Annotated in this window: 28 protein-coding genes; 16 read left to right on the top strand and 12 right to left on the bottom strand. The window is 64.4% G+C overall.

Annotated elements, in window-relative coordinates; translation table 11 throughout:
* Positions 1–97: 97 nt before the first annotated feature.
* Both CEW83_RS16610 and CEW83_RS16605 read right to left on the bottom strand, forming a co-directional pair.
* Positions 98–1,504, bottom strand: a complete 1,407-nt coding sequence (locus CEW83_RS16610; RefSeq protein WP_108950329.1) for a sensor histidine kinase — start codon at positions 1,502–1,504, stop codon at positions 98–100.
* Between the two features lie 6 nt (positions 1,505–1,510).
* Positions 1,511–2,188 carry a response regulator gene (locus CEW83_RS16605; RefSeq protein WP_108950328.1) on the bottom strand — a complete coding sequence of 226 codons (678 nt, stop codon included), beginning with the start codon at positions 2,186–2,188 and terminating at the stop codon, positions 1,511–1,513.
* 94 nt (positions 2,189–2,282) lie between these two features.
* On the opposite strand from CEW83_RS16605, the gene CEW83_RS16600 reads away from it, so the two are divergent.
* Both CEW83_RS16600 and CEW83_RS16595 read left to right on the top strand, forming a co-directional pair.
* The gene (locus CEW83_RS16600) at positions 2,283–3,374 is read left to right on the top strand and encodes an ABC transporter substrate-binding protein (protein ID WP_234418878.1); all 1,092 of its coding nucleotides are present in this window, start codon (positions 2,283–2,285) and stop codon (positions 3,372–3,374) included.
* A gap of 27 nt (positions 3,375–3,401) precedes the next feature.
* The gene (locus CEW83_RS16595; RefSeq protein WP_108950327.1) at positions 3,402–4,460 is read left to right on the top strand and encodes an AbrB family transcriptional regulator; all 1,059 of its coding nucleotides are present in this window, start codon (positions 3,402–3,404) and stop codon (positions 4,458–4,460) included.
* Between the two features lie 6 nt (positions 4,461–4,466).
* Here CEW83_RS16595 and CEW83_RS16590 read toward each other — a convergent pair whose 3' ends face one another.
* Positions 4,467–4,937 (bottom strand): phosphate-starvation-inducible PsiE family protein, encoded by a 471-nt coding sequence (locus CEW83_RS16590; RefSeq protein ID WP_108950326.1) that lies wholly within the window; start codon positions 4,935–4,937, stop codon positions 4,467–4,469.
* A 65-nt stretch (positions 4,938–5,002) separates the two neighbouring features.
* Entirely contained in the window at positions 5,003–5,494 is a 492-nt protein-coding gene (locus CEW83_RS16585; protein ID WP_234418877.1) for a TerB family tellurite resistance protein, read from the bottom strand.
* Positions 5,495–5,605: 111 nt separating this feature from the next.
* On the opposite strand from CEW83_RS16585, the gene CEW83_RS16580 reads away from it, so the two are divergent.
* A complete protein-coding gene (locus tag CEW83_RS16580; RefSeq protein ID WP_108950325.1) occupies positions 5,606–6,499 on the top strand; it encodes a LysR family transcriptional regulator in 894 nt (297 codons plus the stop codon).
* Positions 6,500–6,598: 99 nt separating this feature from the next.
* On the opposite strand, the gene CEW83_RS16575 is transcribed toward CEW83_RS16580, so the two are convergent.
* A complete protein-coding gene (locus CEW83_RS16575) occupies positions 6,599–7,105 on the bottom strand; it encodes a cytochrome C (RefSeq protein WP_199915146.1) in 507 nt (168 codons plus the stop codon).
* 195 nt (positions 7,106–7,300) lie between these two features.
* On the opposite strand from CEW83_RS16575, the gene CEW83_RS16570 reads away from it, so the two are divergent.
* From CEW83_RS16570 to CEW83_RS16540, 7 genes are read left to right on the top strand one after another with little or no spacing between them, the layout of a single operon-like run.
* Complete coding sequence (locus CEW83_RS16570) at positions 7,301–8,377, top strand: VanZ family protein (RefSeq protein WP_108950323.1); 1,077 nt, start codon at positions 7,301–7,303, stop codon at positions 8,375–8,377.
* A 23-nt stretch (positions 8,378–8,400) separates the two neighbouring features.
* Positions 8,401–8,727 (top strand): (2Fe-2S) ferredoxin domain-containing protein, encoded by a 327-nt coding sequence (locus CEW83_RS16565; RefSeq protein ID WP_108950322.1) that lies wholly within the window; start codon positions 8,401–8,403, stop codon positions 8,725–8,727.
* Positions 8,724–9,392, top strand: coding sequence for an alpha/beta hydrolase (locus CEW83_RS16560; protein ID WP_108950321.1), 669 nt, complete (start codon positions 8,724–8,726; stop codon positions 9,390–9,392). Before CEW83_RS16565 ends, CEW83_RS16560 begins: the two co-directional genes overlap by 4 nt.
* A 14-nt stretch (positions 9,393–9,406) precedes the next feature.
* A complete protein-coding gene (locus CEW83_RS16555; protein WP_108950320.1) occupies positions 9,407–10,018 on the top strand; it encodes a glutathione S-transferase in 612 nt (203 codons plus the stop codon).
* Positions 10,018–11,019, top strand: a complete 1,002-nt coding sequence (locus CEW83_RS16550; protein WP_108950319.1) for an ATP-binding cassette domain-containing protein — start codon at positions 10,018–10,020, stop codon at positions 11,017–11,019. The genes CEW83_RS16555 and CEW83_RS16550 overlap by 1 nt, the downstream gene beginning before the upstream one ends.
* Before the next feature lie 18 nt (positions 11,020–11,037).
* Positions 11,038–12,180: a DUF1615 domain-containing protein gene (locus CEW83_RS16545; RefSeq protein WP_108950318.1), complete on the top strand. Its 1,143-nt coding sequence runs from the start codon at positions 11,038–11,040 to the stop codon at positions 12,178–12,180.
* 54 nt (positions 12,181–12,234) lie between these two features.
* On the top strand, positions 12,235–13,020 hold the full coding sequence (locus CEW83_RS16540; protein WP_108950317.1) for an ABC transporter permease: 786 nt from the start codon (positions 12,235–12,237) through the stop codon (positions 13,018–13,020).
* A gap of 12 nt (positions 13,021–13,032) precedes the next feature.
* On the opposite strand, the gene CEW83_RS16535 is transcribed toward CEW83_RS16540, so the two are convergent.
* The 6 genes from CEW83_RS16535 to CEW83_RS16510 all read right to left on the bottom strand — a co-directional run bounded on the left by CEW83_RS16535 (position 13,033) and on the right by CEW83_RS16510 (position 19,919).
* A complete protein-coding gene (locus CEW83_RS16535; protein ID WP_108950316.1) occupies positions 13,033–14,313 on the bottom strand; it encodes an NAD(P)/FAD-dependent oxidoreductase in 1,281 nt (426 codons plus the stop codon).
* A gap of 394 nt (positions 14,314–14,707) precedes the next feature.
* On the bottom strand, positions 14,708–15,046 hold the full coding sequence (locus CEW83_RS16530) for a TfoX/Sxy family protein (RefSeq protein ID WP_108950315.1): 339 nt from the start codon (positions 15,044–15,046) through the stop codon (positions 14,708–14,710).
* A gap of 104 nt (positions 15,047–15,150) precedes the next feature.
* Positions 15,151–15,942, bottom strand: coding sequence for an enoyl-CoA hydratase-related protein (locus tag CEW83_RS16525; RefSeq protein ID WP_108950314.1), 792 nt, complete (start codon positions 15,940–15,942; stop codon positions 15,151–15,153).
* 19 nt (positions 15,943–15,961) lie between these two features.
* Complete coding sequence (locus CEW83_RS16520; protein WP_234418876.1) at positions 15,962–18,136, bottom strand: acetate--CoA ligase; 2,175 nt, start codon at positions 18,134–18,136, stop codon at positions 15,962–15,964.
* 1 nt (position 18,137) lies between these two features.
* The gene (locus CEW83_RS16515; RefSeq protein WP_108950313.1) at positions 18,138–18,920 is read right to left on the bottom strand and encodes an enoyl-CoA hydratase/isomerase family protein; all 783 of its coding nucleotides are present in this window, start codon (positions 18,918–18,920) and stop codon (positions 18,138–18,140) included.
* A gap of 60 nt (positions 18,921–18,980) precedes the next feature.
* The gene (locus tag CEW83_RS16510; RefSeq protein ID WP_199915145.1) at positions 18,981–19,919 is read right to left on the bottom strand and encodes a MurR/RpiR family transcriptional regulator; all 939 of its coding nucleotides are present in this window, start codon (positions 19,917–19,919) and stop codon (positions 18,981–18,983) included.
* 491 nt (positions 19,920–20,410) lie between these two features.
* Here CEW83_RS16510 and CEW83_RS16505 point away from each other — a divergent pair, with 491 nt between their 5' ends.
* Positions 20,411–20,995 (top strand): CHRD domain-containing protein, encoded by a 585-nt coding sequence (locus CEW83_RS16505; RefSeq protein WP_108951485.1) that lies wholly within the window; start codon positions 20,411–20,413, stop codon positions 20,993–20,995.
* Between the two features lie 90 nt (positions 20,996–21,085).
* Here the strand turns inward: CEW83_RS16505 and hpaR are convergent, their stop codons facing one another.
* Positions 21,086–21,616, bottom strand: coding sequence for a homoprotocatechuate degradation operon regulator HpaR (gene hpaR / locus CEW83_RS16500; protein WP_108950312.1), 531 nt, complete (start codon positions 21,614–21,616; stop codon positions 21,086–21,088).
* A gap of 216 nt (positions 21,617–21,832) precedes the next feature.
* On the opposite strand from hpaR, the gene CEW83_RS16495 reads away from it, so the two are divergent.
* From CEW83_RS16495 to hpaE, 5 genes are read left to right on the top strand one after another with little or no spacing between them, the layout of a single operon-like run.
* A complete protein-coding gene (locus CEW83_RS16495) occupies positions 21,833–22,390 on the top strand; it encodes a TRAP transporter small permease (protein WP_108950311.1) in 558 nt (185 codons plus the stop codon).
* Positions 22,387–23,718, top strand: a complete 1,332-nt coding sequence (locus CEW83_RS16490) for a TRAP transporter large permease (RefSeq protein WP_108950310.1) — start codon at positions 22,387–22,389, stop codon at positions 23,716–23,718. Before CEW83_RS16495 ends, CEW83_RS16490 begins: the two co-directional genes overlap by 4 nt.
* A 30-nt stretch (positions 23,719–23,748) precedes the next feature.
* A complete protein-coding gene (locus tag CEW83_RS16485; RefSeq protein ID WP_108950309.1) occupies positions 23,749–24,438 on the top strand; it encodes a fumarylacetoacetate hydrolase family protein in 690 nt (229 codons plus the stop codon).
* Entirely contained in the window at positions 24,435–25,223 is a 789-nt protein-coding gene (locus CEW83_RS16480) for a fumarylacetoacetate hydrolase family protein (protein WP_108950308.1), read from the top strand. Before CEW83_RS16485 ends, CEW83_RS16480 begins: the two co-directional genes overlap by 4 nt.
* Positions 25,220–26,674, top strand: coding sequence for a 5-carboxymethyl-2-hydroxymuconate semialdehyde dehydrogenase (gene hpaE / locus CEW83_RS16475; protein ID WP_108950307.1), 1,455 nt, complete (start codon positions 25,220–25,222; stop codon positions 26,672–26,674). The genes CEW83_RS16480 and hpaE overlap by 4 nt, the downstream gene beginning before the upstream one ends.
* Positions 26,675–26,709 lie beyond the last annotated feature (35 nt).

Below are 26,709 nucleotides of genomic sequence, written 5' to 3'. Positions count from 1 at the left end.
ACCTCCTCCCCGTCAGGCCTGCAATGATGTGTCGTGTCCAAACTTGCGGCACATCCTTATTCGGGGCGCTTCGGCGCCCCGATTTTTTTGCCCGCGCTCAAGCGGCGGACTGCGCACGCGGAAACTCCGCCAGCACCATCAGGCCACGGCCATCGGCTCCAGCGTCGAGCGTGATGCTGCCGCCATGCGCAAGGACGATCTCGCGCACGATCGCGAGCCCCAGGCCGCTGCCCGGCGCCTTGTCCTGCCCAAGAATTCGGTAGAAGCGCTGGAACACCTTGCCCCGCTCCGCAGGCGGAATCCCCGGCCCCTGATCACTGACGCACAGTGCCACGCGGTCAGGCGTGACCCCGGTGGCAATCACCACCTGCGTATCGGGGGGGCTGTAGCGAATCGCGTTATCGAGCAGATTCGCGGTCAGCTCGCGCAACATCTGCAGGTTGCCGGCGACCACGGCTTCGCCACCGTCCTCGAAGGCGAGGTCGATGCGCTTGCGCAGCGCCACGGGCACCAGCTCGCCAGCCACCTCGCGCGCAAGCCGGCTGACATCCACCGCCTGCAGCCCCTCGACCGAGCGATCCACCGACTCGGCGTGCGACAGCGCCAGCATCTGGTCCGCCATTCTGCGCGTGCTGCGAATGGTACCGAGCTGACTCTTGAAGGCATGGCGGATCTCGGTCAGGTCGTCGAGGCGGAGACCATACTCGGCCTGGGTGCTGAGCACGGCCAGCGGCGTGCGGATCTGGTGTGCGGCATCGGCGAGAAAGCGCCGGCGTGCGGCGAGCATGCCCGACAGACGCTCGGTGTGGTGATTGATGGCGTCGATCAGGGGCCGCACCTCGCTCGGCGCCCCGTCAGCCACGATCGGCGTCAGATCCTCTTCGTCCCGCCGGCGAATGGCTTCGCGCAATTCGAGCAGCGGTCTGAACGCGGAGGTCATCACGAACACCAGCACCACCGCACCCAGCACCACCAGCAGCAACTGACGGCGCAGGCTGTCGAAGAACAGCTCCCGCGCCAGGGTCACGCGGGATTCGGTCGTTTCGGCAAAGACGATTGTTGCTGCATCGCCGCCCTCGAGGGCGGGGTCGTACAGCCGCTTCTTGATGGCACCGACGCGCACGCCCTCGCCGCGGTATTGACTGTCGAAGATGCGCAGCGGACCGTCGTCGACCAGACCGTCGGGCGGCACGAGATCGTCGTAACCGGTCACCAGGCTGCCGTTGGGGCCGAGCACCGCATAGAAGATGCGCTCCTGCATGCCTTCGTCGAACACCTCGAACGCCGAATACGGGACGTTCACCGAGATCGTGCCCTCCAGCGAATGCACCTGCTCGGCGATCGACTGGATCGAGGCCGTCAGCGAGCGGTCGTAGGCGCGATTGACCGCGGCGAGCGCGCCCAGATAGGAGAGCACGGCATTGATGAGCAGCAGCACGAGCAGCGAGGGCAGCAACCAGACCGCAACCCGTCGCCGCAGGCTGACGCTGCGCTTTACCGCCACGGTGCGTCAGTCCTCGACGGCTTCATCGATCAGGTAACCCAGGCCGCGCAGCGTGGTCACCACCGCACCGGAGCCTTCGAGCTTCTTGCGCAAGCGGTGAACGTAGATCTCGATCGCTTCGGCGCGCGCCTCCTCGTCGAAGGCGAAGATCTTCTCGAACAGGGTTTCGCGCGCGACCGGCCGCCCCTGGCGCGAGATCAGCACTTCAAGCACCGCCAGTTCGCGCGGCGTCAGGGCCAGCGGCTTGCGCTCCACGCTCGCAAGGCGGGAGGTGATGTCGAACTCGAGCCTGCCGATGCGCACGGTCGGCACCAGGTTGCCCGCACGTCGCAACAAGGCCTTGATGCGGGCCTCGAGCTCCGAAAGGTCGAAGGGCTTGGGCAGGTAATCGTCCGCCCCGAGGTTGAGGCCACGCACCTTGTCCTCGGTGCTGCTGCGTGCGGTCAGCACCAGCACCGGGATCTGCGCGGTCGCCTCGCGCTCGCGCATCCGCCGCAGCACCTCGAGGCCATCCAGGCCGGGCAGCGACAGATCGAGGATGACCGCATCGTAGGGCTGCGTCACCAGCGCATGGTCGGCATGGTCGCCGCGGGTCATCACGTCGACCGCGTAACCGGCCTGAATCAGGGCCTTCGACACCCACTCGGCCAGGTCCGCATGATCTTCAACGAGAAGCAGACGCATGGTAATGAAAGTGGATCGAAAGGTTGAAGGCCGATTATCCTGCCGGAAAAAATCTTTCGTGCAAAGCTTCGCCCATGAAAACCGGAGGAAGCTCGTGATTCGACTGCCACCCGCCCTGACCGGGCTGCTCCTCCTCGCATGCGCATTGTTCTGTGCAGCGCAGACGACACTTGCCGCGACCACGTCCGACATCGAGGCTGCAGCGAGGCGCGAGGGCGTTGTGGTGATCTACGCCGCCACCGACATCAGCGTCGCCCGCCCCCTGATCGAGGACTTCGGCAAGCTCTACCCCGATGTCTGCGTCGACTATCGCGACATGAGCTCCACCGATCTCTACCGCCAGTTCGTGTCCGAAGCCAGGACAGGCGGGGGTGCCGATCTGGTGTGGAGTTCGGCCATGGACCTGCAGGTGAAGCTGGTCAACGACGGCCATGCTCAGGTCTACCATTCCGACGAGACTGCGGCGCTGCCGAAGTGGGCGGTATGGAAGGACGAAGCCTTCGGCACCAGCCTCGAGCCGGTCGCCATGGTGTACAACCGCGAGCTCATGCATGCCGACGATGTGCCCCGCAGTCATGCGGAGCTGCTGCGCCTGCTGGCCCGCGCCCCGGCGCAGTTACGGGGCAAGCTGATTACCTACGACCCTGCACGCTCGGGCCTCGGCTTTCTGCTCCACAGTCAGGACGTGCTCGCCAATCCGGTCGTGTTCTGGCGCCTCGCCGAAGCGTTCGGACGCCTCGGCGTGCAGACCGAACCCTCGACCGCGGACATGCTCGACCGCATCGCGGCAGGCCAGGCCACGCTGGGTTACAACCTGCTCGGCTCCTATGCCCAGCTCCGCGCGGAACAGGATCCGAGACTGGGGGTGGTGCTGCCGCACGACTACACCCTGGTAATGAGCCGGGTGGCCTTCATCGCGCGTCAGGCGAAGCATCCGAATGCGGCACGCCTGTGGCTCGACTACCTGCTGTCGATGCGCGGCCAACGCTTGCTGTCGCGCAGCCCCGGCTTCTACTCGGTGCGGACCGACGTACCCAACGACGAAGCTGCGGACAATCTCGACAGGGAGCTCGGCAGCGCATTCCGCCCGATTCGCATCGGCGCCGGCCTGCTCACCTACCTAGACCAACTCAAGGGCCGTGACTTCCTGATCCAGTGGCGCGACACCATCGCGCCACAGCCGTGAAGCGCCGCATCGAACCGAAATCATTCCATGGCTCAACGTCCGCTCGCCGGCCATCTCCGCGCGCCTGCCCTCATCTGTCTGACGCTGGTCCTCGCCACCGCCGCCGGCACCGCCGCACAGGCGGTTCATAGCCCCCTGCCGTGGATGATCGGGCCGCTGTTCGCGATCGCGCTGCTGCGCATTCTCGGCGCCCCGCTGCAAGGGCCACCCGGCGGACGGCACGCGGGCCAGTGGGCCATTGGCACCGCGCTCGGGCTGTACTTCACCCCGGAGGTCATCCGCCTGCTGCTCGACAACCTCTTGCTGGTCACCATCATCTCGGGGGGCGCGCTGGTGGTAGGTCTGCTGTGTGCCCTGCTCACCGCCCGCCTGGCAGCGGTGGACAAGCCCACAGCCTTCTTTGCGTCGCTGCCCGGCGGCGCCTCCGAAATGGCGGTGGTCGCCGAGCGCTTCGGCGGCGCCATCGACCGAATTGCCGCCGCCCACGCCCTGCGGGTGATGGTGGTGGTGGCCGTGGTGCCGTTCGGCCTGAGCTGGTTCGGCGCACACGGCTCCGACCTGTACACCCCGCTGTCTACCGCGGTGCTGCCGGAACAACTGCCTGCGCTGGTCGGCGCCAGCCTGTGCGGGGTGGGCCTGCTGACAGCGCTGCGCATCGGCAATGCATGGGTGCTGGGGCCCCTGATCGGGGTGGGGCTGGTGACCGCACTCGGCATCAGCCTGTCGGCGCTGCCCTGGTGGGTGATCAACGGCGGCCAACTGCTGATTGGCTGCGCGCTGGGTTGCCGCTTCTCACCCTCGTTCTTTCGTGCAGCACCGCATTTTCTGGCGGTCGCCACCCTTTCCGCGCTGTTCGCCGTCGCCCTTGGCTGCGTGCTCGCCTACATTGCCACGAGCGTGTCGGACACCCCGTTTGCCACCCTGGTGCTGTCTGCCGCACCGGGTGGCGTGGCGGAGATGTGCATCACCGCCAAGGTACTGCACCTCGGCGTGCCGATGGTGACCGTGTGCCATGCCTTGCGGGTCATGGTGCTCACGGTCGGCGCACCATCGCTGTACAAGGTCTTCCTGCGCATCACCGGCTGACACCCCTCAGGTCCGCTCCGGCTTCAGCGAAACCAGCCAGTAGGTGATGCCGAGCGCCAGCACGACGACACCGATGGCATACAGATAGCTCGGTTCAAGCACGCTGAGATCCAGCACAATGACTTTTCGAGCGATCGCCATCAGCGCGGTGGCGAGGACGAGTTTGACGTGGATGACGTCGTCGCGCAGGTAGAGCGTGATGTTGGCGAAGATCTCGATCGCGATCAGCACTGCGAGAAAAGCCGCAAAGACCACGAAAATGTCGTTCAGGTCGAGCAGCATGAAAGGCGGCGCGGACAGCTTCTCGTACAGCACCAGCACCACGTCTGCAACGCACCAAAGGATGACCGCAACCATCAGTACGGCCAGTAGCCGGATTGCCTGCCGGATCACCCAGTGCAGGCGATCGATCAGAGGGTCTTCGTTTCGCACTGCAAGATGGTTGTCGTGCTCTACCGGTGCGTCTCGATGGTTCATGTGGTGTTTCAACTCCCGATTATGTGCTGCCGACCGGACTCGGCCCGGTCGGACGGACGGACGCCTTACCCGGTTCGGCTTTCGGCGATCGGCGTGAAGGTTGCCGTCGTGCCCCAGACGGCTGCGGTTTGCGACAGCAGGGCGACCTCTTCCTCCGTACTGATGCCGTCCGCTTCGACGATGTCGTGCATCGTGCGCAGAATCAGCTGCTGGAACGCCGGGTCGCGAATTTCATCAAGCAGTCCGCGCAACACCTCTGGTGCCAGGCGCAAGGCGATGCCGTCCAGATAGTCGGCGCCCTGCAGCAGGTCCTGGCAATATTCCTGCAACACCTGCTCGAAATCCGCCTCAGCGATCTGCAGCCGTCTGGCGGCCTCCGAGCGGGTGACGGAATTCAGTTCTGTCTGATCCAGCCCGCCATCGGCCAGGATGGTGAGGGCCAGAATACGGGCGGCGGCCTGGGTGCTATCGGTTGCATATTGACGCATGTCTGTTTCTCCATGATCGAATCGGGCCACGCAGTCGGCTGCGATTGCTGCCGAGCGCTGCGGGTCCATCGACGGTCAGGCGAAATGCGCTGACTGCGTAATCAAGATAGGCGATGGCCAATGCACGATAAAGTCGAATATATTGACGCATCACATCGACTTTTTGGATGTATTGGCACGATGACGCTCAACTACAAGCATCTGCGCTACTTCTGGACCGTTGCGCGCGCGGGCAGCATTGCGCAGGCCGCCAGGCTGCTGCACCTGACGCCGCACTCGATCAGCGCCCAGCTCACGACCCTGGAAACCAGCCTGGGTGCCAGCCTGTTCCGCCGCGTCGGACGCCGACTCGAGCTCACCGATGCCGGGCGGCGCATCCTGGGTCACGCCGATGAGATCTTCGCGCTCGGCGACCAGATCGTCGAGCTGATGCGCGACGAGTCCCTGAGCATCCCGCTGCCTTTTCGCATCGGCATTGCGGACGCCATGCCGAAATCGGTTGTGTATCAGCTGATCGAGCCCGCGCTCCAGCTCGACAACGCACCGCGCCTGGTGTGCCGAGAAGGCCGGCTGGAGAACCTGCTCGGAGAACTCGCCGTGCATCGGCTCGACATCGTCATCGCCGACCGCCCCCTGCCCCCTGGTGTCAGCGTGCGTGGCTTCAGCCACTTGCTGGGCGAGAGTCCGCTATCGGTTTTCGCCAGCTCGGGCCTCGCTGCCCGCCTGCCGGCCGGCTTCCCGGCACTGCTCGACCGCGCACCGTTTCTGCTGCCGGGCGAAGACGTCGCCTACCGGCCAGCCTTGCTGCAATGGCTGGAGCGCAGCAAGGTACAGCCCCGGATCGTGGCCGAGTTCGACGACAGCGCGCTGATGAAGGCATTCGGCCAGGCGGGTGCCGGGCTGTTCGTGGGGCCACGCGCAATCGCAACGTACATCTGCGAGCAGTACAAGGTGCAGGTGGTGGGAGAGATCGACAAGGTCAGGGAGCAGATCTTTGCCATCACGACCGAACGCAAACTCTCCCATCCCGCCATGCAGGCAATCAGCCAGCGTGCGCGCGAGGCCATGCCCTGACCGGGCGCACCGGTCCGCCACCGCGACAGCGGACCGGATGCAATCCCGATGGCATCGCGCCTGCGAGTGAGGCCTGGTGAGGCCTGACATGCGAAGGCCTCATGAGCCGGCACCGGCAATGACCGGCGGCAGGTTCTTGGGCACGAACTCGATGTACGGGGTGCTCACTGCCTGTCCGGGTGGCACGTAGCCGGGCGCCGGGACGCCTGACCCGCCAAGCTTGCGGATGTAGCGGTAGATGGCCTTGAGGTCCCTGTCACTCATCGCGATCAGGCTGGGCGACGGCATCGGCGGTCGCATCGCGGTACGTGCATGGGCAATCCACTGCGCTTCGGTCATCTTCTGTACCGACAGGCGCAGATTGGATGGATAGGTCACGCCCCACGGCCCCTGGAATCCCACCGGGCTCCCGACCAGCCATTGCTTCTCGGGCAACGTGCCCCCGGCCTCGGGATAGCCGGGTGTGTGACAGTCGTTACAGCCACCGATCACGACCAGATAGCGTCCCCGGTCGTGTGCCTGAGCCGCCGCACCGTCCGCAGCGCGGGCCGGCATGCCGCAGAAAAGCCCCAGCGCCAGCAGTGCGCCCCAGGACATGTAAGTCATTTTCATCGTCTTCCTCACCATACGTTACGTGGTCGAAACTCCACGCGGCAAGGTTAATCCGCTGCCATATCCCGGCTTGCTAAAAGAGCCCTACGCGAATCCTAAATTTTTCCTAGCCCGGCGCGGACAGCAGACTGCAGCGTCTGCGCCAGTCGGATAGACTCGGGCATCACCATCACACCCGTTCTCCAGTTCGTGCCGCGCTCATCGCTCTCCCACAATCTCGCCTTCGCATACGCCCTGCTGGTGGCCTACGCCTGCCTGCACCCGTTTGCCGGCTGGCGCGAGAGCGGTTTGCCGCTGTTCGACTACCTGACTGCGCCGTGGCCAAAGTATTTCCAGATCGAGGATCTGGTGTTCAATGTGCTCGGCTACATCCCGCTGGGCTTCATTGTCGCTGCCGGCCTGCCCGCGAACTGGCCGGCGCTGCGCATCATCGTGGTGACGACGCTGGGTACGATCCTGTTCAGCTTCGGGCTCGAGACCGTTCAGCACTTTCTGCCATCGCGGGTATCGAGCAACATCGACCTCGGCGCCAACAGCGCTGGCGGCCTGATCGGCGCGGCGCTGGGCGCGTGCTGCGGCAGGCGCCTGTTCGCCCCCCAGGCCGGACTGGCACGCTGGCGCAGCGAACACTTCATCGGTGGCCATACCGGCGATGTCGGGCTGATTCTGCTCGGACTGTGGCTGCTCACCCAGCTCACACCCGACAGCCTGCTGTTCGGCAGCGGCGACATCCGCCGCATGCTGTCGATTCCGCCTCCGCTGCCCTTCCGCCCCGAGCGCTTCATCGCCTTCGAGGCCGCGCTCACCGCATGCACCATCGTCGCCATCGGCCTTTTTGCCCGCTGCATGATGCGCACGGCCGCGCCATGGCCAATCCTGGTTCTGCTCGCGCTCGGCATCGGGGCGAAGACGCTCGCGGCGGCTACTTTCTTCATGCCCACCGATCCCCTGGCGTGGGTTACGCCGGGTGCGGAGAAAGGGCTGATCGTCGGCACCGGCCTGCTCGCCGCGGCCCTGCTGCTGCCACGGGTGATCCAGCACGCCGTGGCCGGCACCATGCTGCTGGCCGCCACCGCGCTGGTGAACCTGATGCCGGAGAACCCCTACCTCAGCAACGGCCACACCATCCTGAGCCGTGGCAACTTTCTCAATTTCCACGGTCTGACCCAGCTCGTCGCCAGTATCTGGCCCTTCGTCGCCCTGGCCTACCTGTCGGCACTCGGCCTGTGGCGGGGCGAACACCTCGACAATCCGCGGCGCCTATAATCGGCACACCAACGGAGACCTGAATGAGCTATTTCAAACACCATGTGTTCTTCTGCTGCAATCAGCGTGCAGCCGGCGACGACTGCTGCAACAATTTCAAGGCCAGTGAGTTGCAGACCTATGCCAAGGAGCGCAGCGCCCAGCTCGGCCTCAAGGGCAAGGGCAGCGTGCGCATCAACAAGGCCGGCTGCCTCGGGCGCTGCGACGACGGCCCGGTGATGGTGGTGTACCCGGACAACGTCTGGTACACGTATATCGACAAGGACGACGTCGACGAGATCATCGACCAGCATCTTGTGCACGGCCGCATCGTCGAACGCCTGCGCCTGCCCGATGGAGACAAGGCATGACCCGTGCGCTTCCCACCGAATCTGCCCTGCTGCACGGCGCAGCAGGCAATATCGAAGTCCTGATCGACGCCCCGCAAACGGTCCGTGGCGTCGCGCTGATCTGTCACCCGCACCCGCTGTTCGGCGGCGCCAACACCAACAAGGTGGCGCACACGCTGGCGCGCAGCTACCGCGATCTGGGCTATGCGGCCATTCGCCCCAATTTCCGTGGCGTGGGCAAGAGCGATGGCGAACACGATCACGGCGAAGGTGAAACCGAAGACATGCTGTCGGTGATCGCCTGGGCGCAATCGCGCTGGGGCAGCCTGCCGCTGGCGCTGGGCGGCTTCTCTTTCGGTGGCTTCGTGCAGACGCGTATCGCCAACCGTCTCGCCAACGACATCAATCCGCCGCGGCAGCTGATCCTCGTCGGCATGGCCGCAGGTGTGGCCGCAGACGGCGCACGCAGCTACGACACTCCGCCGGTGCCCGGCACCATTCCCACGCTGATCATCCACGGCGAAGTCGACGACACCGTCGCGCTGAGCAACGTGCTCGACTGGGCACGTCCGCAGGAGCTGCCGATCATCGTCATTCCGGGCGCCGACCACTTCTTCCACGGCAAGCTGCATCTGATCCGGGAGCTGATCGCCCGCAACGTCGCGCCGGCCCCCGGCCGCGTCTGAACCAGGAGAGACCAATGAAACTGCTCGCCTCACTCACCAGTCCCTACGCGCGCAAGATCCGCATCCTGCTCGCGGAGAAGTCACTGCCCTTCGAGCTTGTCGTGGACTCTCCGTGGGAGGCCAACACCCGCGTACCCGAGGTCAACCCGCTGGGCAAGGTGCCTGCGCTGGTGCTCGACAGCGGCGAAGTCTTCTTCGACTCGCCCGTGGTTGCCGGCTATCTCGAAACCCTGAATACGGGGCCTGCACTGCTTCCGGCCGGTGGCATCGAACGCGTGCGAGTGCGCCAGACCGAAGCCCTGGCCGACGGTATTCTCGATGCAGCAGTTGTGGCCTTCCTCGAAAGCAAGCGCCCGCCCGAACAACAGAGCGCCGTCACGATCGAGCGTCAGCTGGACAAGATCCGGCGCTGCCTCGACGAGCTGGAGAAACGCGCGAGCGGTCGTGAATGGCTCAGCGGCAAGACCATACAGCTCGACGACATCAGCGTCGGCGTCGCCTTGGGCTACCTCGACCTGCGCCTGCCGCAAACCGACTGGCAGACGGGCCGCCCCGCCCTGGTCGCCCTCAGCAAACGGCTGTTCGCACGTCCGAGCTTCGCCGACACCGTGCCGCCCGCCGGCTGATGACGGCAGCGCTCGCCGGCCCGGCCCTGGCAACACCCGCGGTATCGTCCTCGCGTCCATCGCCGCTGCTGATTCGCGGCCTGGTGAAGCGCTATGACGACACCGAAGTGGTTCGCGGCATCGACCTCGAGCTGCGCGCCGGCGAATGCTTTACCCTGCTCGGCCCCAACGGCGCGGGCAAGACCACCACGCTGCGCTGTGCCCTCGGCCTCACGGCGCCCAGCGCAGGCAGCATCCGCCTGTGCGGCGAAGCGGTGCCCGAGCGCGCCCGCGAGGCGCGCATGCGGGTGGGCATCGTGCCGCAGATCGACAACCTCGACCCCGACTTCACCTGCGCCGAGAACCTGCTCGTCTATGGCCGCTACTTCGGTCTCTCCGATGCTGCGATCAAGGCCCGCATCCCGGCGCTGCTGGCCTTCGCCGGGCTCGAAAGCAAACGCGACGCCCGCATCCAGTCGCTGTCGGGCGGCATGAAGCGGCGCCTCACGCTGGCACGCGCGCTGGTCAATCAGCCCGAACTGCTGGTGCTCGACGAGCCGACCACCGGGCTCGACCCGCAGGCCCGCCACCTGATCTGGGACCGCCTCAAGCAGCTTATCCGCAGCGGTACCACGGTGTTGCTGACCACCCATTTCATGGACGAGGCCGAACGCCTGTCCGACCACCTGGCCATTCTCGACAATGGGCGCGTGCTCGCTGGCGGCAGCCCGCGCGACGTCATCGCCGAGCATATCGAACCGCAGGTCGTGGAAGTCTTCGGCGACTGGACCAACGGCCATGCGCTGCCGGCCGGCGGTGGCGCCGCAGCCTGGGCCGATGCGCATGCAGCAGCGCTTTCCGACCGCTTCGAGATCAGTGGCGAAACCGCCTTCTGCTACCTGCACGATGCTGCCCCCCTGCTCGCCCACCTCGCCACCCAGCCCGGCCTGCGCTACCTGCACCGCCCGGCAAACCTGGAAGACGTCTTCCTCAAGCTCACGGGTCGCGACCTTCGCGACTGAGACTGAGGCACGAAAAGAATGAATTCAAATTCACGGCTCACGCGCACACGAAGCTGGAGCGCAGTCATCTGCCTTGCCCTGCTTGCCGGCTGTTCGGGCACGATTCGCGACTTCGAACCCGCCCCGCCGAGCCCGGCCGAGATACGCGCACACGTTGCGCGCCTGCTGCCACCCGGCACCAAGGACCGTGAGGCCTGGGCGGCCGACGTGCAGGTCGCGTTCACCAGCCTTGAGATCACCCCGAGCGCGTCGAACCTGTGCGCTGCACTCGCGGTTGCGGAGCAGGAATCAGGTATCACTGCGGACCCACCGGTTGCCGGCCTGCCGAAGATCGCGTGGAGCGAAATCGAGCGTCGCGCCGACAGCCTCGGCATCCCCATGCTCGCAGTGCGCATTGCGCTGAAACTCCCCTCGCCCAATGGCGACTCGTATGGCGAACGGCTCGACACGGTCCGGACCGAGCGCGAGCTGAGCCTGATCTTCGAGGACTTCATCAGCATGGTGCCGCTGGGCAAGCGGCTGTTCGGCGACCTCAACCCGGTACGCACCGCGGGCGCGATGCAGGTCAGCGTCGCCTTTGCCGAGCAGCATGCAAAGCGGCGGACCTATCCTTACCTGGTCACCGACTCCATCCGGCGCGAGGTGTTCACCCGTCACGGCGGCATGTACTTCGGTATCGCCCATCTGCTCGACTACCCCGCGAGCTACGACAGTCAGCTGTACCGCTTTGCCGACTTCAATGCCGGACACTATGCCAGCCGCAATGCGGCTTTCCAGGAGGCGGTGAGTCTGGCCTCGGGGATCAGGCTGGCGCTCGACGGCGACCTGATCATTCACGGCAACTCCGCATCCGACGCCCCCGGCGCCACCGAACGCGCAGTGCGCACGCTGGGCAAGTCGATCGACATGGACGAGCGCGCCATTCGCCGCGCACTCGAGGAGGGCGATACCGAAGCGTTTGAAGACAGCCGGCTGTACAAGCGCGTCTTCGAGCTGGCGGAAAAGCGCGCAGGACGCCCGCTGGCACGCGCCGTGCTGCCGCAGATCGCACTCGCCGGCCCCAAGATCAGCCGCAAGCTGACGACGGGGTGGTTCGCCAAGCGTGTCGAAACGCGCTATCGACGCTGCCTTGCGCGCGGCGGGGAGTCTGCCGATGCATAGGCTTGCACCCGTCCCCGGCATGCCGGCCGCCGGCGAACGTAACGGACCCCGCAGATGACGCCCAATCACTGGCGCCTGCCACAGCTCTCGCTGCGCTTCGTCCCCGTATGGCAGCGCAACTTCCTGGTGTGGCGCAAGCTTGCGCTGCCCTCCGTGCTGGGCAATCTGGCTGATCCGGTGATCTACCTGTTCGGGCTGGGGTTCGGTATCGGCATGCTGGTGCCCGAGGTGGGCGGCGTGTCCTACATCAGCTTTCTTGCGGCCGGCATGGTGTGCTACTCGACCATGAACAGCGCCACCTTCGAGGTGCTGTATTCGAGCTTTTCGCGCATGCATGTGCAACGCACCTGGGATGCGATTCTCAACGCACCGGTGTCGCTCGACGACGTGGTCTTTGCCGAACTCATGTGGGCCGCATCCAAGGCCTTGCTGTCGGGCGTGGCCATTCTGCTGGTGATCAGCCTGTTCGGGCTGGTCGACACGCGCTACGTGCTGTGGGTGCCGCCGCTCATCTTTCTGGTCGGGCTCACCTTTGGCGCACTCGGGCTGATCGTCACCGCGCTGGCGCCAAGCTACGACTTCTTCATGTACTACTTCACCCTGTTCATCACGCCGATGATGCTGGTGTCGGGGGTGTTCTTTCCAGCGGACCAGTTGCCACCCATCATCCGCGCGGCGACCACACTGCTGCCGCTGTCCCACGCCATCGAGCTCGCCCGGCCGCTGCTGCTCGGCCACATGCCCGAGCACACCGCCCTGCATCTGCTCGTGCTGATGGGCTATTGCAGCGTCGCCTTCTGGCTCGCCCTCGCGCTCACCCGGAGACGCCTGCTCAAGTGAGGCGCGGCCTGACTAGCTGCCGTTCTTGAGCTTGGCGATGCCGATGGCGCTCATCACCACCCGCTCATAGACCGGCTCGGTCGTGCCCTTGCGCATCTTGCGCAGGAAGTACTTCTCGAAGCCGATCTTGGCCAGGTGCACCCACTTGCCCTGACCGAACCAGTTCATGTTGCGCGGCGGGATCTGCGGGATCGCCACGAAAGCTGCGCCAGTGTCGCCGAAGTCGGCCAGACACACTGCGTTCCAGGTCGCCTTCTCGGTCGCCGGTTCGCCGTCGAGCAGCGAGCGGATGTTCATCGCCGTGGCGGTGACCATTGACTCGATCATGTAGCCCGTCTTCGGTGTGCCGGTCGGCACCGGCGTCGCCTCGACCGGCGGAATTGCCACACACACGCCAACGGAGAACACGTTGCGGAAGGTCGGATTGCGCTGATGCTCGTCGATGATCACGAAGCCGCGCGGATTGACCAGCCCCTCGATGCCGAACACTGCCTCAACGCCCTTGAACGCAGGCAGCATCATCGAGTACTTGAACGGCAGTTCGTGGCGGCGCTTTTCCTTTCCGTCGTCGTCATGCTCGAGGACATGCATCCTGCCGTCCTCGATGCGCTCCACTCTGGCGTTGCAGATCCACTTGACGTGGCGCTCGCGGAAGGCCGACTCCATGATGCCCTTGGAATCACCCACCCCTGCCAGGCCCAGGTGTCCGATATAGGGCTCGGAGGTGACGAAGGTCATCGGCACGCGGTCGCGCAGCTTGCGTTTGCGCAGGTCGGCGTCGAGGATCATCGCGAACTCATAGGCCGGCCCGAAGCACGAGGCGCCCTGCACCGCGCCGACGACAATCGGCCCCGGATCGGCAACGAAGGCCTGCCATGCCTTCTCCGACGTGACCGCATGATCGACATGACACACCGACTGCGTGAAACCGCCGTGCGGCCCGAGGCCGGGCACTTCGTCGAAGGCCAGCCGGGGACCGGTGGCGATGACGAGATAGTCGTACTCGATGCGGCGCCCATCCTCGAGTTCGAGTGCATTCTCGCCCGGTTCGACGCGCTTTGCCGCGACCGGGATGAAGTCGATATTGCGCCGGGCGAGCACTTCGGCCGGATCGACCTCGATGTCCTCGCGCGAGCGCCAGTTCACCGCCACCCAGGGGTTCGACGGCACGAAATGAAACTTGGCGTCCTTTGAAACGACGGTGATGCGGTCCTCCGGGCGCGCGTGGTCGCGCATCTCGTAGGCCATCGGCAAGCCGCCGATTCCGGCGCCTATGATGACGATATGGGCCATTCTGTGCTCCTCCTCGTTATTGTTTGCTGATGCACCTGTCACGGGCGAACGAATGCCGGGAACAGTCGCGCTGCGCAGCCGACATCGGACAGGACTGCCATGCGCGCGACCTTGAAACCCTCCGTCGCCCCGGCATCATCCTGAGAATACGTCTGTATATTAGTAAGCGCTAATTTTATTGACAACAACTGTCTGCGCGGCGTCGCAGCAAATACTGCGGCTCGTCCGGAATCTGTCTCAATAAATGGGAATCCTCACCGCTGCTGCGGCACAGCAACGGTTGTTTGGCCTGGCGCCGGCGCCAGGCTCGCTCAGGGCAAGACGAAGGGGGCGGTCGCTGTGCGCTTAAGCGCAGCGCCCGGCATACGACGACAGATCGATCAGAGCCGGACTCTCATCCGGGCGTCTTTGGCGGCAGCGTAAGCACGAATCGATGGCAGCGCCCGACCCAGTCAGAGAGATCCGAATCCGCCTCAAACCCCGGGGGATCCACATAGACATAGCCCCTCATGGGTTTTCCGGTGAAATCCATCACCCGCACATGGGGGCGGGACAGCGCCTGCTCATAGTCGTCAGGGCCAACCCTCGCCATCAGCAACTCGCCAGTGATCCCGACGAACATGTAGCCGCGGGACATGAAAGCGAGGCCGCCAAACATCCTCTTCTCGGCGATGTCGCGCTCGGACTGGAGCACCTCGCGCAAGCGCTGAGCGAGACCTTCATCGTATGCCATGGGATGTTCCTGTGGTCTGCGCCATCACGTGGCAGCCGTCGCAGCGGAGGACGAGCTGCCCGCCAGGCACCTGCGCAAGAGGTCTGGCGTCGATCAGTCCGGAGTCAGGACTTCTCCAGCATCTTTCGCACCGCATCCAGATGCTCGGGCTCGTTGTGGCACATGCCCTGGAAGGCGGCGCTGAGGTCGAGGAAGTCCTTCAGCTCCATGCGCTGCGCCATTTTCATCAGGCGCTTGGTCAGACGCACCGCCTTGGGCGGCTGGGCTGCGAAGCGGGCGGCGATCTCGCCGGCGCGGGTCATCAGTTCCTCGGGCGCCACGACGTCGAGCACGATACCGATCTCCTTGGCCTCGACCGCGCCCACGATGCGCCCGCTCAGGGTCAGCTCGAAGGCACGCTGGTAGCCGATCAGGCGCTGCATGAACCAGGCGCCGCCGTCACCCGGGATGATGCCGAGGTTGAGGAAGGTTTCGCCGAACTTGGCTTTTTCCGATGCGATGCGGATGTCGGCCATGTTGGCGAGATCGAAGCCGGCGCCGATGGCCGGACCGTTGACCGCGGCGATGACCGGCACTTCGACCTGCTGCAGCGCCAGCGGAATGCGCTGGATGCCGCGGCGGTAGCGGGTGGCGACCTCGGCGACATCACCGGCGAAGTCGCCGCCGCGGTCGGCCATGTCCTTGACGTTGCCACCGGACGAAAAGGCCGAGCCGGCGCCGGTGATGACGAGCACCGACACCTCGTCGCAGCGGTTGATCCACTCGGCGACGGTGATGATGTCCTCGATGAGGCCGGTGCCGGTCAGCGCGTTGCGCACATCGTGGCGGTTGAGGGTGAGCGTGGCGACCCGGTTGCTGACGTCCAGCAGGGCATCGGTGAGTTGGGGCAGATTCATTGTGCGGGCTCCGGCAGGATCAGAGTACGGAACGGTTGATGATGATGCGGGCATCCACGGCAGCATAGCCGTCGGGATAGGCGATCACCGGATTGAGGTCGAGCTCGGAGATCTGCGGATAGGCGCTGACGATGCCCGACACCTTGAGCAGCAGATCGACCAGCGCCGCCTTGTCGGCAGGTGGCTCACCGCGCGCGCCTTCCAGCACCTTGCGTGCCTTGAGCTGATCGACCATCGACTCGGCATCGAGCTGCGACAGCGGGATGGCGCGGAAGGCGACGTCCTTGAGGATCTCGACAAAGATGCCCCCGAGGCCGAACATCAGCACCGGCCCGAAGATCGGATCACGGCTGACGCCGATGATGACCTCGGTGCCCTTCTTCGCCATCGGCGTCACCAGCGCGCCGCGGATGTCCGCATTCGGATCGTAGGCGCGACACGAGCTCATGATGCTGTCGAAGGCCTGGTGCAGATCGGCCTCACCGCGCAGGTTGAGCTTCACCCCGCCGGCATCGGACTTGTGCAGGATGTCCTTGGAGACCACCTTCATCACCAGCGCCTGTTCGCCGAACTGCGCGGCAACGGCAGGCAGTTCATCCGCACTGCGCACGATCACTTCCGGCGCCACATCGACACCGTGGGCGCGAAGCAGGGTCTTGGCCTCGAACTCGAACAGGTCGCGGCCTTCGTTCTGGGCACGGGCGAACATCGCCTTCATGTCCTCGCTCGGCACCACCGCAGGCGCATGCGAAGCGACCGCACGACTCTTCAGGTAAATGCCGCGTTCGCCCAGGGCGGCGAGCACGCGCACCGCATGTTCGATCGAGGTATACACCGGCAGACCGGCCTCGTGCAGCCGACGCAGCGCAGGCGGCTTGATCGGCGCATAGAGGCTGTAGACCACCACCGCCTTGTCGACACGGCGGGCGAGTTCGATCATCGACTCTGCCCCCCGCATCTCGCCGCCAAGCAGGTCTTCGGCGAAGCGAATGCTGTAGCCACCGAACATGCCGACCAGAAAGATGCTGTCCACATTGTCGTCTTCGGCCACGATCTCCATGCACTCGGCGAGCAGCGCCGGATTGGCATCGCTGCTGCCGGCCACGTCCACCGGATTCACCAGCGAGGCCTGGGGCAGCAGGATCTCGCCCAGGCGGCGCCGGGTGTGCTCGCTGAGTTCGGCCAGCTCAAGCCCGGCCTCGGCGAGACGGTCGGAGGCAATCGTAGCCTGACCGCCGCCGTCGGCGATCACTGCCACGCGCTTGCCCGGCGCCTTCTGCATCAGGCCAAGGCCTTCGGCAACCGGCAGGATCTCGTTGGAATGCTGCACCACGCTCACGCCCACCTGGCGCAGCAGATCGACCGTCATCGCATAGCTGCCGGCGAGCGATCCGGTGTGCGAACTGGCTGCTTTCTGCCCCTGCTCGGTCGAGCCGGACTTGTACACCACCACCGGCTTCGTCGCCGAGATCTCGCGAGCCACCTCAAGGAAGCGCTGCCCATCGCGGAAGCCCTCGACATAGAGCGTGGCCACCTTGGTCTGCGGATCTTCGCCGAGATAGCGCAGATAGTCGTTGAAGCCGATATCGGTCTGGTTACCCGGACCGACATAGGTCGAGAAGCCGACGTGACCGTTATGCTCTGCCTCCAGCACCAGGGACAGCAGCATGTTGCCCGATTGCGAGATGAAGCCGATGTCGCCTGCCTTGACGTTGGCCAGCGCGAGCAGGTTCACCTTCTTGTGCAGGTTGAACATGCCCGACGTATTCGGGCCGATCACCCGCACTCCGCCGGCACGTGCGGCGTCGAGCACCTGCTGCTCGAGCTTTGCGCCTTCGGCCCCGGTTTCCTTGAAGCCGCTGGCAAGCACGATCGCGCCTTTGACCCCCTTGCGGCCGCACTCGGCGAGGATGCCCGGCACCGTGCTGGCGGGCGTGCAGATCAGCGCCAGGTCAACCGGCCCCGGCACTGCGTCGAGCGAAGCGCAGGTCTTCACCCCGAGAATCATGTCGGTCTTGGGGTTGATCGGATAGATCGCGCCACCATAGCCGTCCTTGATCAGCCCGATCATGGCCTTGTAGCCACGCTTGGTGGGGTCGGCCGACGCACCGACGATGGCGATCGAGTCCGGCGCCAGAAAATCGTGCAACGGGCTCTTCATTGGCAGCACTGCAGGCTGGTCATGCATGCTCATCTCATTCTCCCCTGAATACCGGCGTGCGCTTCTCGGCAAAGGCATCGACGCCTTCCTGCCAGTCGCGCGTGGTACCAACAAACGTCATTCCTTCCAGTTCGGCAGTGAGTGCCGCATCCAGACCGCGGTCGGCCGCCATGTTGAGCTGCTCCTTGGCGAGTGCCATCGAGAACGGTGCCTTGGTCGCCAGCTTGTGTGCGAATGCACGTGCCGCCTCATGAAAGCCTTCATCCGCAAAGCTGCGATTGGCGAGGCCGAACCGCACCGCCTCCGCGCCGCCGATGCGCTCACCCAGAAAGACCAACTCGCGTGCCTTGGCCAGCCCCACCAGCCGCGGCAGCAGCCAGGTCACCCCGCCACCGAGGAAATTGCCGATGCTGATCTCGGGCAGGCCGATCTGCGCGCTCTCGGCCATCACGATGAAGTCGGACGCCATCGCCAGCTCGGCCCCGGCGCCCAGCGCATAGCCATTCACCGCGGCGACCACCGGCTTGCGCAACTGAATGAGGCGCTTGCACACGATCTGCTCGCCCTGCAGATACTGCCGGCGGTCGAAGGCCGTACGCCCGACCTTGTGCTCCTTGAGGTCGGCGCCAACGCAGAAGGCACGGCCTTCGCCGGTAATCAGCACGACACGTGCGTCGCCGTCGGCCTCGGCAATGCCGAGCGCCTCGTTGAACTCTTCGTAGAATTTCGCCGTGACCGCATTGAGACGGTGCGGGCGATTGAAACGGATCTCGGCAATGCCGTCCGTCATGGAATAGAGGATGTTTTCGTAGCTCATGTCTGTCCTTATTGCGTCGTAGCGACGGCGTGATTCATGTGCATCAGGCGCGCTGCGCGCTCAACGCATTTCAATGTCCAGCTTTGCGATAAATTCTTCCTGGCGCTCAAGTGACTTCAGAGCCTTGCTGCCGAGCGCCTTGGCAACAAGATTGATCAGCCCTTCGCAGAACACCACATAGGCGCCAATGCTGTTGCTGATGAAACTGCTCGAATGGGGAATGAAGAACGCGTGATCCGCACAGGCCGTGAGCGGAGATGCGCGCGAATCCGTGATCGCGATCACCTTGATGCCGGCAGCGGATGCTGCGCGAGCGACAACCACTGCCTGCCGGCTGTAGGGGGAAACCCCCGACAGCAGGAGCACGTCGCCGCGCCCCAGGTGCGCAAGCGAGGCCGCGATGCTTTGCCCCGGGCCGTCGAGCAGGCCGACTTCGGGGCGGATCAGGCCAAGACCATAGGACAGGAAGCTCGCCACGGCATGCATCTGCCGCGCGCCGAACACGCGCACCCTGCGCGCCTGTGCCAGCAGTGCAGCAGCAGCGGTCAGATCGCGGGCTTCAAGCTGAGCCAGACAGCCGTCGATATTGCGGATCGATTCCTGCGCCAGCTGCGCCACCACCGCAAGCGGACCGTCCGCAGCGTGCACGTCATCGTCGAGCAGACGCTGCCCCTGCTCACTGTAGAAACGCTGCTGGCCGCGCGTCAGGGCGTCACGAAACACCTGCTGGAACTGGGCGAAGCTGTCGTACCCAAGGCTGCGCGCGAGCCGGGAAAGGGTGGAGGCATTGACCCCCACGCTGGCCGCCAGCGACATGATGCTGCTGACCGCAACCTCGTCCGGACGCTCGACCAGACTCGCGAGCACCTTGAGTGCCTTGCTGCCAAGGGTAAGCTCTGCCTCGCCACGACTGATGCGGACCACCAGTTCGCGCAAGGCCTGCACCGTGGCCGGCGCCATTGCCATTGCGACACTGCCTGCTTTCGTTTCGTCTGCCATGCGGCCCCTTAACAGGTCTTGCTTCCTGAGCGCGGACATTGCGCATTGCGGTCGAACAATGTGGCAAAGGGAGCAAGATAGATTTGTGCAAAACATTTTGCACAAGAAATCTCAATGCAAGTTTAATTGCACAAAGAGCGATCACGCAAGCTGCAGCGCAAAAATCCGGATGCAGACCTGGCTCGCATTCGGCCCGCAACAGCAGACGGAATAGCCCGGGTCATGAAGTCAAGGAAGGGCGAAAGACGTGATGTCCATCGAGGCGCAGCGCACGCCAGGCGAGTGTTCACGGCGCGCCGGACAGGGTCGCGTGCAAGCGGTTCGAACCAGGCCTGGAAGCGGCCTTCGCTGACACAAGCGGCGCCCTTGCAAAAGCCCTGCGTTGCGCTAGAACAAAGCAATACGCTTCAGCGCAGAGCTCAAGGTGGCCACGAGGTGGCTCTTTGCGACGTCCCTACCCCACGTCCCTACCCCGATTGGAAGGAGGCATCATGTCACTGCGCTCAATCACCTTGCTGGGACTGGCCGCGCTGTTCGCGGGAAACGTTCAGGCCACCCTCTTTACCTACTCAAGCAGCTTGTCCGACGCGGCAGAGGATCCGCCGAATGGATCGGCAGCAACTGGCACGGCGATCATCCTGTACGACGATGCTGCGCACACGCTGGTTTTCAATATCGTTTTCGCGGACTTGAGCGCCACCGCCTCTGCCGCCCATTTGCATTGCTGCACAGTGCTGCCCAAGTCGGGAAATGCCGGCGTGGCGGTGACCTCCCCCTCCCTTCCCGGCTTCCCTGTTGGGTCGAGCTCGGGCACTTACGATGCGACCTTCGACCTCACGCAGGCGGCGAGCTTCAACAGCCAATTCGTTACTAACTCAGGAGGCACCCTCGCAGCCGCCGAAGCCGCACTCGCAGCCGGACTCGCAAGCGAACGGGCTTACTTAAACATCCATACCTCGATTTATCCTGCCGGTGAAATTCGCGGCTTCCCATCGAACGCAATCCCCGAGCCGGCCGTGCTGTCGCTGCTCGGACTCGGACTGCTTGCCGGCCTGAGTCTGCGCCGCCGCTCCTGACCGGAGCTCAAGGTCTCATGCGAAGGCGGCAGCCCATGAGGTCGCTCTCGCAAGTGCGACTCGGGGCATAACGCGCCAGTCCCTCCCCGCTCACTCCTGATCGTCCCGCGCCGCACCGGCGCGCTTGCGCCCGCTGCCCTTTTGCGCGCCCTCGGACAACGCCGTCACGGGCAATGCGACATGCTCAACGGGGAGTGATTCGCTCTGCAACACACGGTCGAGCATCGCATACAGTTGATTCAGCATGTCCTTGCCAACCGTCGCCTCAAGATGGTGGTACTGCGCTTCAATCAGCGGCGCCAGCTCGTCGACCATTTCCTGACTGTGGGGCGTCAGGCGCACCAGCACGCGGCGCTGGTCTTCCGGGACGCGCCGCCGTTCCACCAGGCCGACATCCTCCATGCGTGAAAGCACACCCGCGAGGCTAGGACTCAGGATCTGGCACGCCTCGCAGATCTGCCATGGCTCGAGTTCATCCTGCTCGCTCAACAAGCGCATCACCCGCCACTGCTGCTCGGTAACGCCGTAGTGGGCGAGGATCGGACGAAAGTGACTGAGAAAACTCTCGCGCGCCTTCAGTAACAACAGCGGGAGATTGCGATAAACGATCTTGCGCGGCATGGCCAGCGCTCCTTGCGTCAGTGGGTTGAAAGACGGAGATCACCAAAATTTTCTTGAAGCTATTTTAGCGCTTGACTTACTAAGATGTTAGCAGTTTAATTACTAACATATTAATAAGTTTCACGCGGCCCCGTTAATCACAGGCCCTCAACAAGGAGTGGAGACAATGACAATCCGGCAATTGCTGGCTAGCGCACGCCAAAAGGTGGCAGGGCTATGAGCACGACAGCCACGCACGACCCAATGGGCCAGCCCCACGAACTGGTTGAACACAACCTCACCGAGCACTACCTGATTACCGCGGCCAAGGGCATGGCGCTGATCGGCGGACTCATTTTCGTCGGCCTCATCTGCATGTCGCTCGTCTCGATCATCGGACGCAAGATTGGATTCGGCTCCGTCACCGGCGACATCGAGCTGATGCAGGCGGGCACCGCCGTTGCGGCAGCGGCCTTTCTTCCTTATTGCACCCTGCTCGGCGAGCACCTCAAGGTGGATTTCTTTACAGATGGCATGCAGTCGCGTCTGAAGCGGTCGATCGATGGCATTGCCGAGTTGCTCGTGGCGCTCTTTGCGGGTGTGCTCGCATGGAGAACCGCCCTCGCTGCAATCTCGATTCACGAAGCCGGCGAGGTTACACCGCTGGTATCGCTGCCGGTCTGGATTCCGGTCGCAGCGCTGGTCCCCAGCCTGGCCATGATGGCCGTGTGCGCAGCATATCGTTTCGCAGCCGCCTTCTCTCAACGCAAGATGCTGACCGGAGGTGAAGCATGAGCGGCACAATGATCGGCGTGATCGGCTTTACCGGCCTGCTCGGCCTGCTGGCCGTACGCATCCATATTGGCATCGCCATGTTCATTGCTGGCGCAGCGATCTACCTGGCAGTGAACACTTGGGAGCCTGCAGGGCTGCTGTTCACCCTCAACAACCTGGTCTATGCCCGCCTGTCGAACTACGACCTGGCCGTCATTCCCCTGTTCATCCTGATGGGCCAGTTCGCCACCCACGGCGGGCTGTCGAAAGCGCTATTCCGCGCCGCCGGCACCCTGATCGGACACTGGCGCGGCGGTCTGGCCATGGCGTCCACAGCGGCGTGTGCGGCCTTCGGCGCGATCTGCGGCTCCTCGCTGGCCACCGCGGCAACAATGGGTCAGGTGGCGCTGCCTGAACTGCGCGCACACGGCTACTCCGGCAAGCTCGCCACCGCCACGCTGGCAGCGAGCGGTACGCTTGGCATCCTGATCCCGCCTTCCGTGCCACTGGTGATCTACGCCGTGCTCACCCAGGAGTCGATCGGCAAGCTCTTCGTCGCTGCGGTCATCCCGGGCATTCTCGCGGCCCTCGGCTATCTGCTGGTCATCCGCATCATGGTCACCCGCGATCCGTCAGCCGGTCCGGCCGGCGAGCGCGCCAGCCTGGGCACCATGCTGCGCGCCCAGCTCGGCATCCTGCCGGTACTGATGGTGTTTCTGGTGGTGATCGTCGGCATCTACGGCGGCTGGGCAAACCCCACCGAAGCTGCATCGATCGGTGCAGCTGCATGCGGGATCATTGCTGCGGTATCGGGCGGGATGAAAACGAAGGACTTCGTGCAAAGCGTCTATGGCACCGCCCACGCCACTGCGATGATCTTTGTCGTGCTGCTCGGCGCCGACCTGCTCAATGCCTCGCTCGCACTGTCACAACTTCCGGTCGAGCTCGCCAACTGGGTGAAGGACAGCGGCTTCGAGCCGATGCTGGTGCTGCTCGCCATCCTGCTGATCTACCTGGTGCTGGGCTGCGTGATGGATTCGCTGGCCATGATCCTGCTGACCATCCCCATCTTCTACCCCGTGATCATGGGTCTGGACTTCTACGGCATGCCCGATTCGGACAAGTCGATCTGGTTCGGCATCGTCGCCCTGATGGTGGTCGAGATCGGTCTGGTCACGCCGCCGGTGGGCATGAACCTCTACGTGATCAACAAGCTCGCGCGCGACGTACCCCTGAAGGAGACGGCCAGCGGCGTGCTGTGCTTCCTCGCCTCGGATCTCCTGCGCATCGCATTGCTGGTCTTCGTACCCGGAATCTCGCTGTGGCTGGTCCATGCGACCGGCGGCTGACCCCTCAATTCATTACCCAGAGTCCGAATCATGACGCTTAAATCGTCCTCTCCCCAGACACTGCCCCCGCAACTGGGCACGGTCTACGGTGTGGTCCTGAACGACCACCGCTCACTCGCCCGTTTCGGCGATGCACTTGAGGCTGCACCCTACAAAGGCGCGCCGAAAGCGCCGGCGATGTATGTGAAGCCGGCCAATACCGTCGTCGGCGACGGCGCCACAGTACACCTGCCGAATGGCGAAACCGCCGTCGAGATCGGCGCCACAGTCGGCATCGTCATCGGCCGCCCGGCGGCACGCCTGACTGCGGAAACCGCATTGGAAGCCGTTGCGGGCTATGTGCTGGTGGCGGACCTCAGCCTGCCGCACGCAAGCTACTACCGGCCGGCGATCCGCGAGAAATGCTTCGACGGCGCCTGCCCGGTCGCAACCACGACCGTGTCCGCAGCCGAGGCCGGCAGACTTGCCGACCTCAAGCTCACCATCAGTGTGGATGGCGTAGCAGTTGGCACACGCACGTTTGCCGAGCTGGTGCGCGACGTTCCCCGCCTGCTTGTCGACGTGACCGAGTTCATGACCCTGTCGGTCGGCGACGTATTGCTGCTCGGCGTCGAGTACCAGGCTCCTCAGGCCAGGGTCGGCAGCAGCGTGCACATCGAGGCGGGCCCGCTCGGCACGCTCGGGTTCAACATTCAAGCTGCAACGGAGGCCGCACAATGAGGCGCGCACGCATCGCCTGGCAGGGCGCAATCCACGAAGCCGTGCCGCACGGCGAACATCAACTCAAGCTTGCCGACGGCCGCATCGTCGACGAGACCGAAGTCATCTGGCTCCCGCCGGTCGTACCCGGCACCGTGTTCGCGCTCGGCCTGAACTACGCCGACCATGCGAAGGAACTCGCGTTCAAGGCGCCCGAAGTGCCGCTGGTCTTCCTCAAAGGCCCCAACACCATCACCGGACACCGCGCTTTCAGCCGCCGCCCCGCCGATGCGACCTACATGCACTACGAGTGCGAGCTGGCGGTGGTCATCGGCAAGACCGGCACCCGCATCGCGAAATCCGATGCGATGGACTACGTTGCCGGCTATACCGTGGCCAACGATTACGCGATCCGCGACTACCTCGAGAACTGGTATCGCCCCAATCTGCGGGTGAAGAACCGCGACGCCTGCACACCGATCGGGCCATGGCTGGTCGATCGCGACGACATCGCCAATCCGATGCAGCTGGCACTCACCACCCGCGTCAACGGCGTCACCACCCAGCAGGGCACGACCGCCGACATGATTTTCGACATCCCGACGCTGATCGAATACCTGTCGTCCTTCATGACGCTCCGACCGGGCGATCTCATTCTCACCGGCACCCCGGAAGGCCTGGCCGATGTGAAGGCCGGCGATGTCGTGGAAACCGAGATCGAAGGCATCGGTTGCCTGATGAACACCATCGTCGATGACGGAACCTGGTTCGCCGACGACCCTTTCAAGAAAGCGAGAACAGCATGATCAAGCACATCATCAACGGCCAGAAGGTCGAGAGCGCGGAAACCTTCCACACCATCAACCCGGCCACCGGCGAGGTTCTCGCCGAAGTCGCGAGCGGCGGCGCTGAAGAAATCAACGCTGCCGTGGCCGCCGCCAAGGCCGCATTCCCGGGCTGGGCCGCCACGCCGGTCAAGGAGCGCGCCCGCCTGGTACGCAAACTCGGCGAGCTGATCGCCGCCAACGTCGAACCGATCGCCGACATGGAAACCGCCGACTGCGGCCAGGTGACGAACCAGACCAAGCGCGTGCTGGTCCCACGCGCGTCCGACAACTTCAACTACTTCGCCGAGCTGATCCAGCACATGCATGGCGAAACCTACGACTCGGACACCGGCCACCTGAACTACACGCTGTGGCAGCCGGTCGGCGTCTGCGCGCTGATCTCACCGTGGAACGTGCCCTTCATGACCGCGACGTGGAAGACGGCGCCCTGCCTGGCCTTCGGCAACACGGCCGTGATGAAGATGTCCGAGCTCTCTCCGCTGACCGCCAACCGTCTGGGCGAACTGGCGCTGGAAGCCGGCATCCCCCCGGGCGTCTTCAACGTGGTGCAGGGCTTCGGCGACAAGGCAGGCGAGCCACTGGTGTCGCATCCTGACGTGCGCTCGATCTCCTTCACCGGCTCCACCGCCACCGGCAACCGCATCGTCAAGGCGGCAGGGCTGAAGAAGTTCTCCATGGAGCTGGGCGGCAAGTCACCCTTCATCATCTTCGACGACGCCGACTACGAGCGCGCCCTCGACGCTGCGATCTTCATGATCTTCTCGAACAACGGCGAACGCTGCACTGCCGGCTCGCGGATCATCGTGCAGGCCGGCATCTACGACAGGTTCGTCGCCGACTTCGCCGCCCGTGCGTCGCGTCTGACCGTCGGAGACCCGATGGACCCGAACACCGTGATCGGCCCGATGATTTCCAAGGGTCACATGGACAAGGTCAATTACTACATCGAGCTCGGCAAGCAGGAAGGCGCTGAAGTCGTCTTCGGCGGCGGCACACCGGTCGTCGATGAGAAGTTCAGGAACGGCTTCTGGGTGCAGCCCACCGTCTTTGCCAACGTCGACAACAAGATGCGCATTGCCCAGGAAGAAATCTTCGGGCCGGTGCCCTGCATCATCCCCTTCAAGACCGAAGAGGATGCGGTGCGCATCGCCAACGACACCATCTACGGCCTGTCGTCCTACCTGTGGACCAACAACACCGGCCGCGCCATTCGTCTGGCCAAGGCCATCGAGTCGGGCATGACCTTCGTCAACAGCCAGAACGTGCGCGATCTGCGTCAGCCCTTTGGCGGCTCCAAGGCCTCGGGCACCGGCCGCGAGGGCAACCATTACAGCTTTGAAGTGTTCTGCGAGGCCAAGAACATCGCGGTTTCGTATGGCAACCATCACATCCCACGCTGGGGCATCTGAGCTGCGCACCGCAATAAGAACGAAACATCCATTCC

Origin of the sequence: Parazoarcus communis, assembly GCF_003111645.1 — a bacterium.
Lineage (GTDB): Bacteria > Pseudomonadota > Gammaproteobacteria > Burkholderiales > Rhodocyclaceae > Parazoarcus > Parazoarcus communis_A.
Note: the sequence above shows the minus strand (reverse complement) of the source record. Positions and strands in the feature narration are given on the sequence as shown.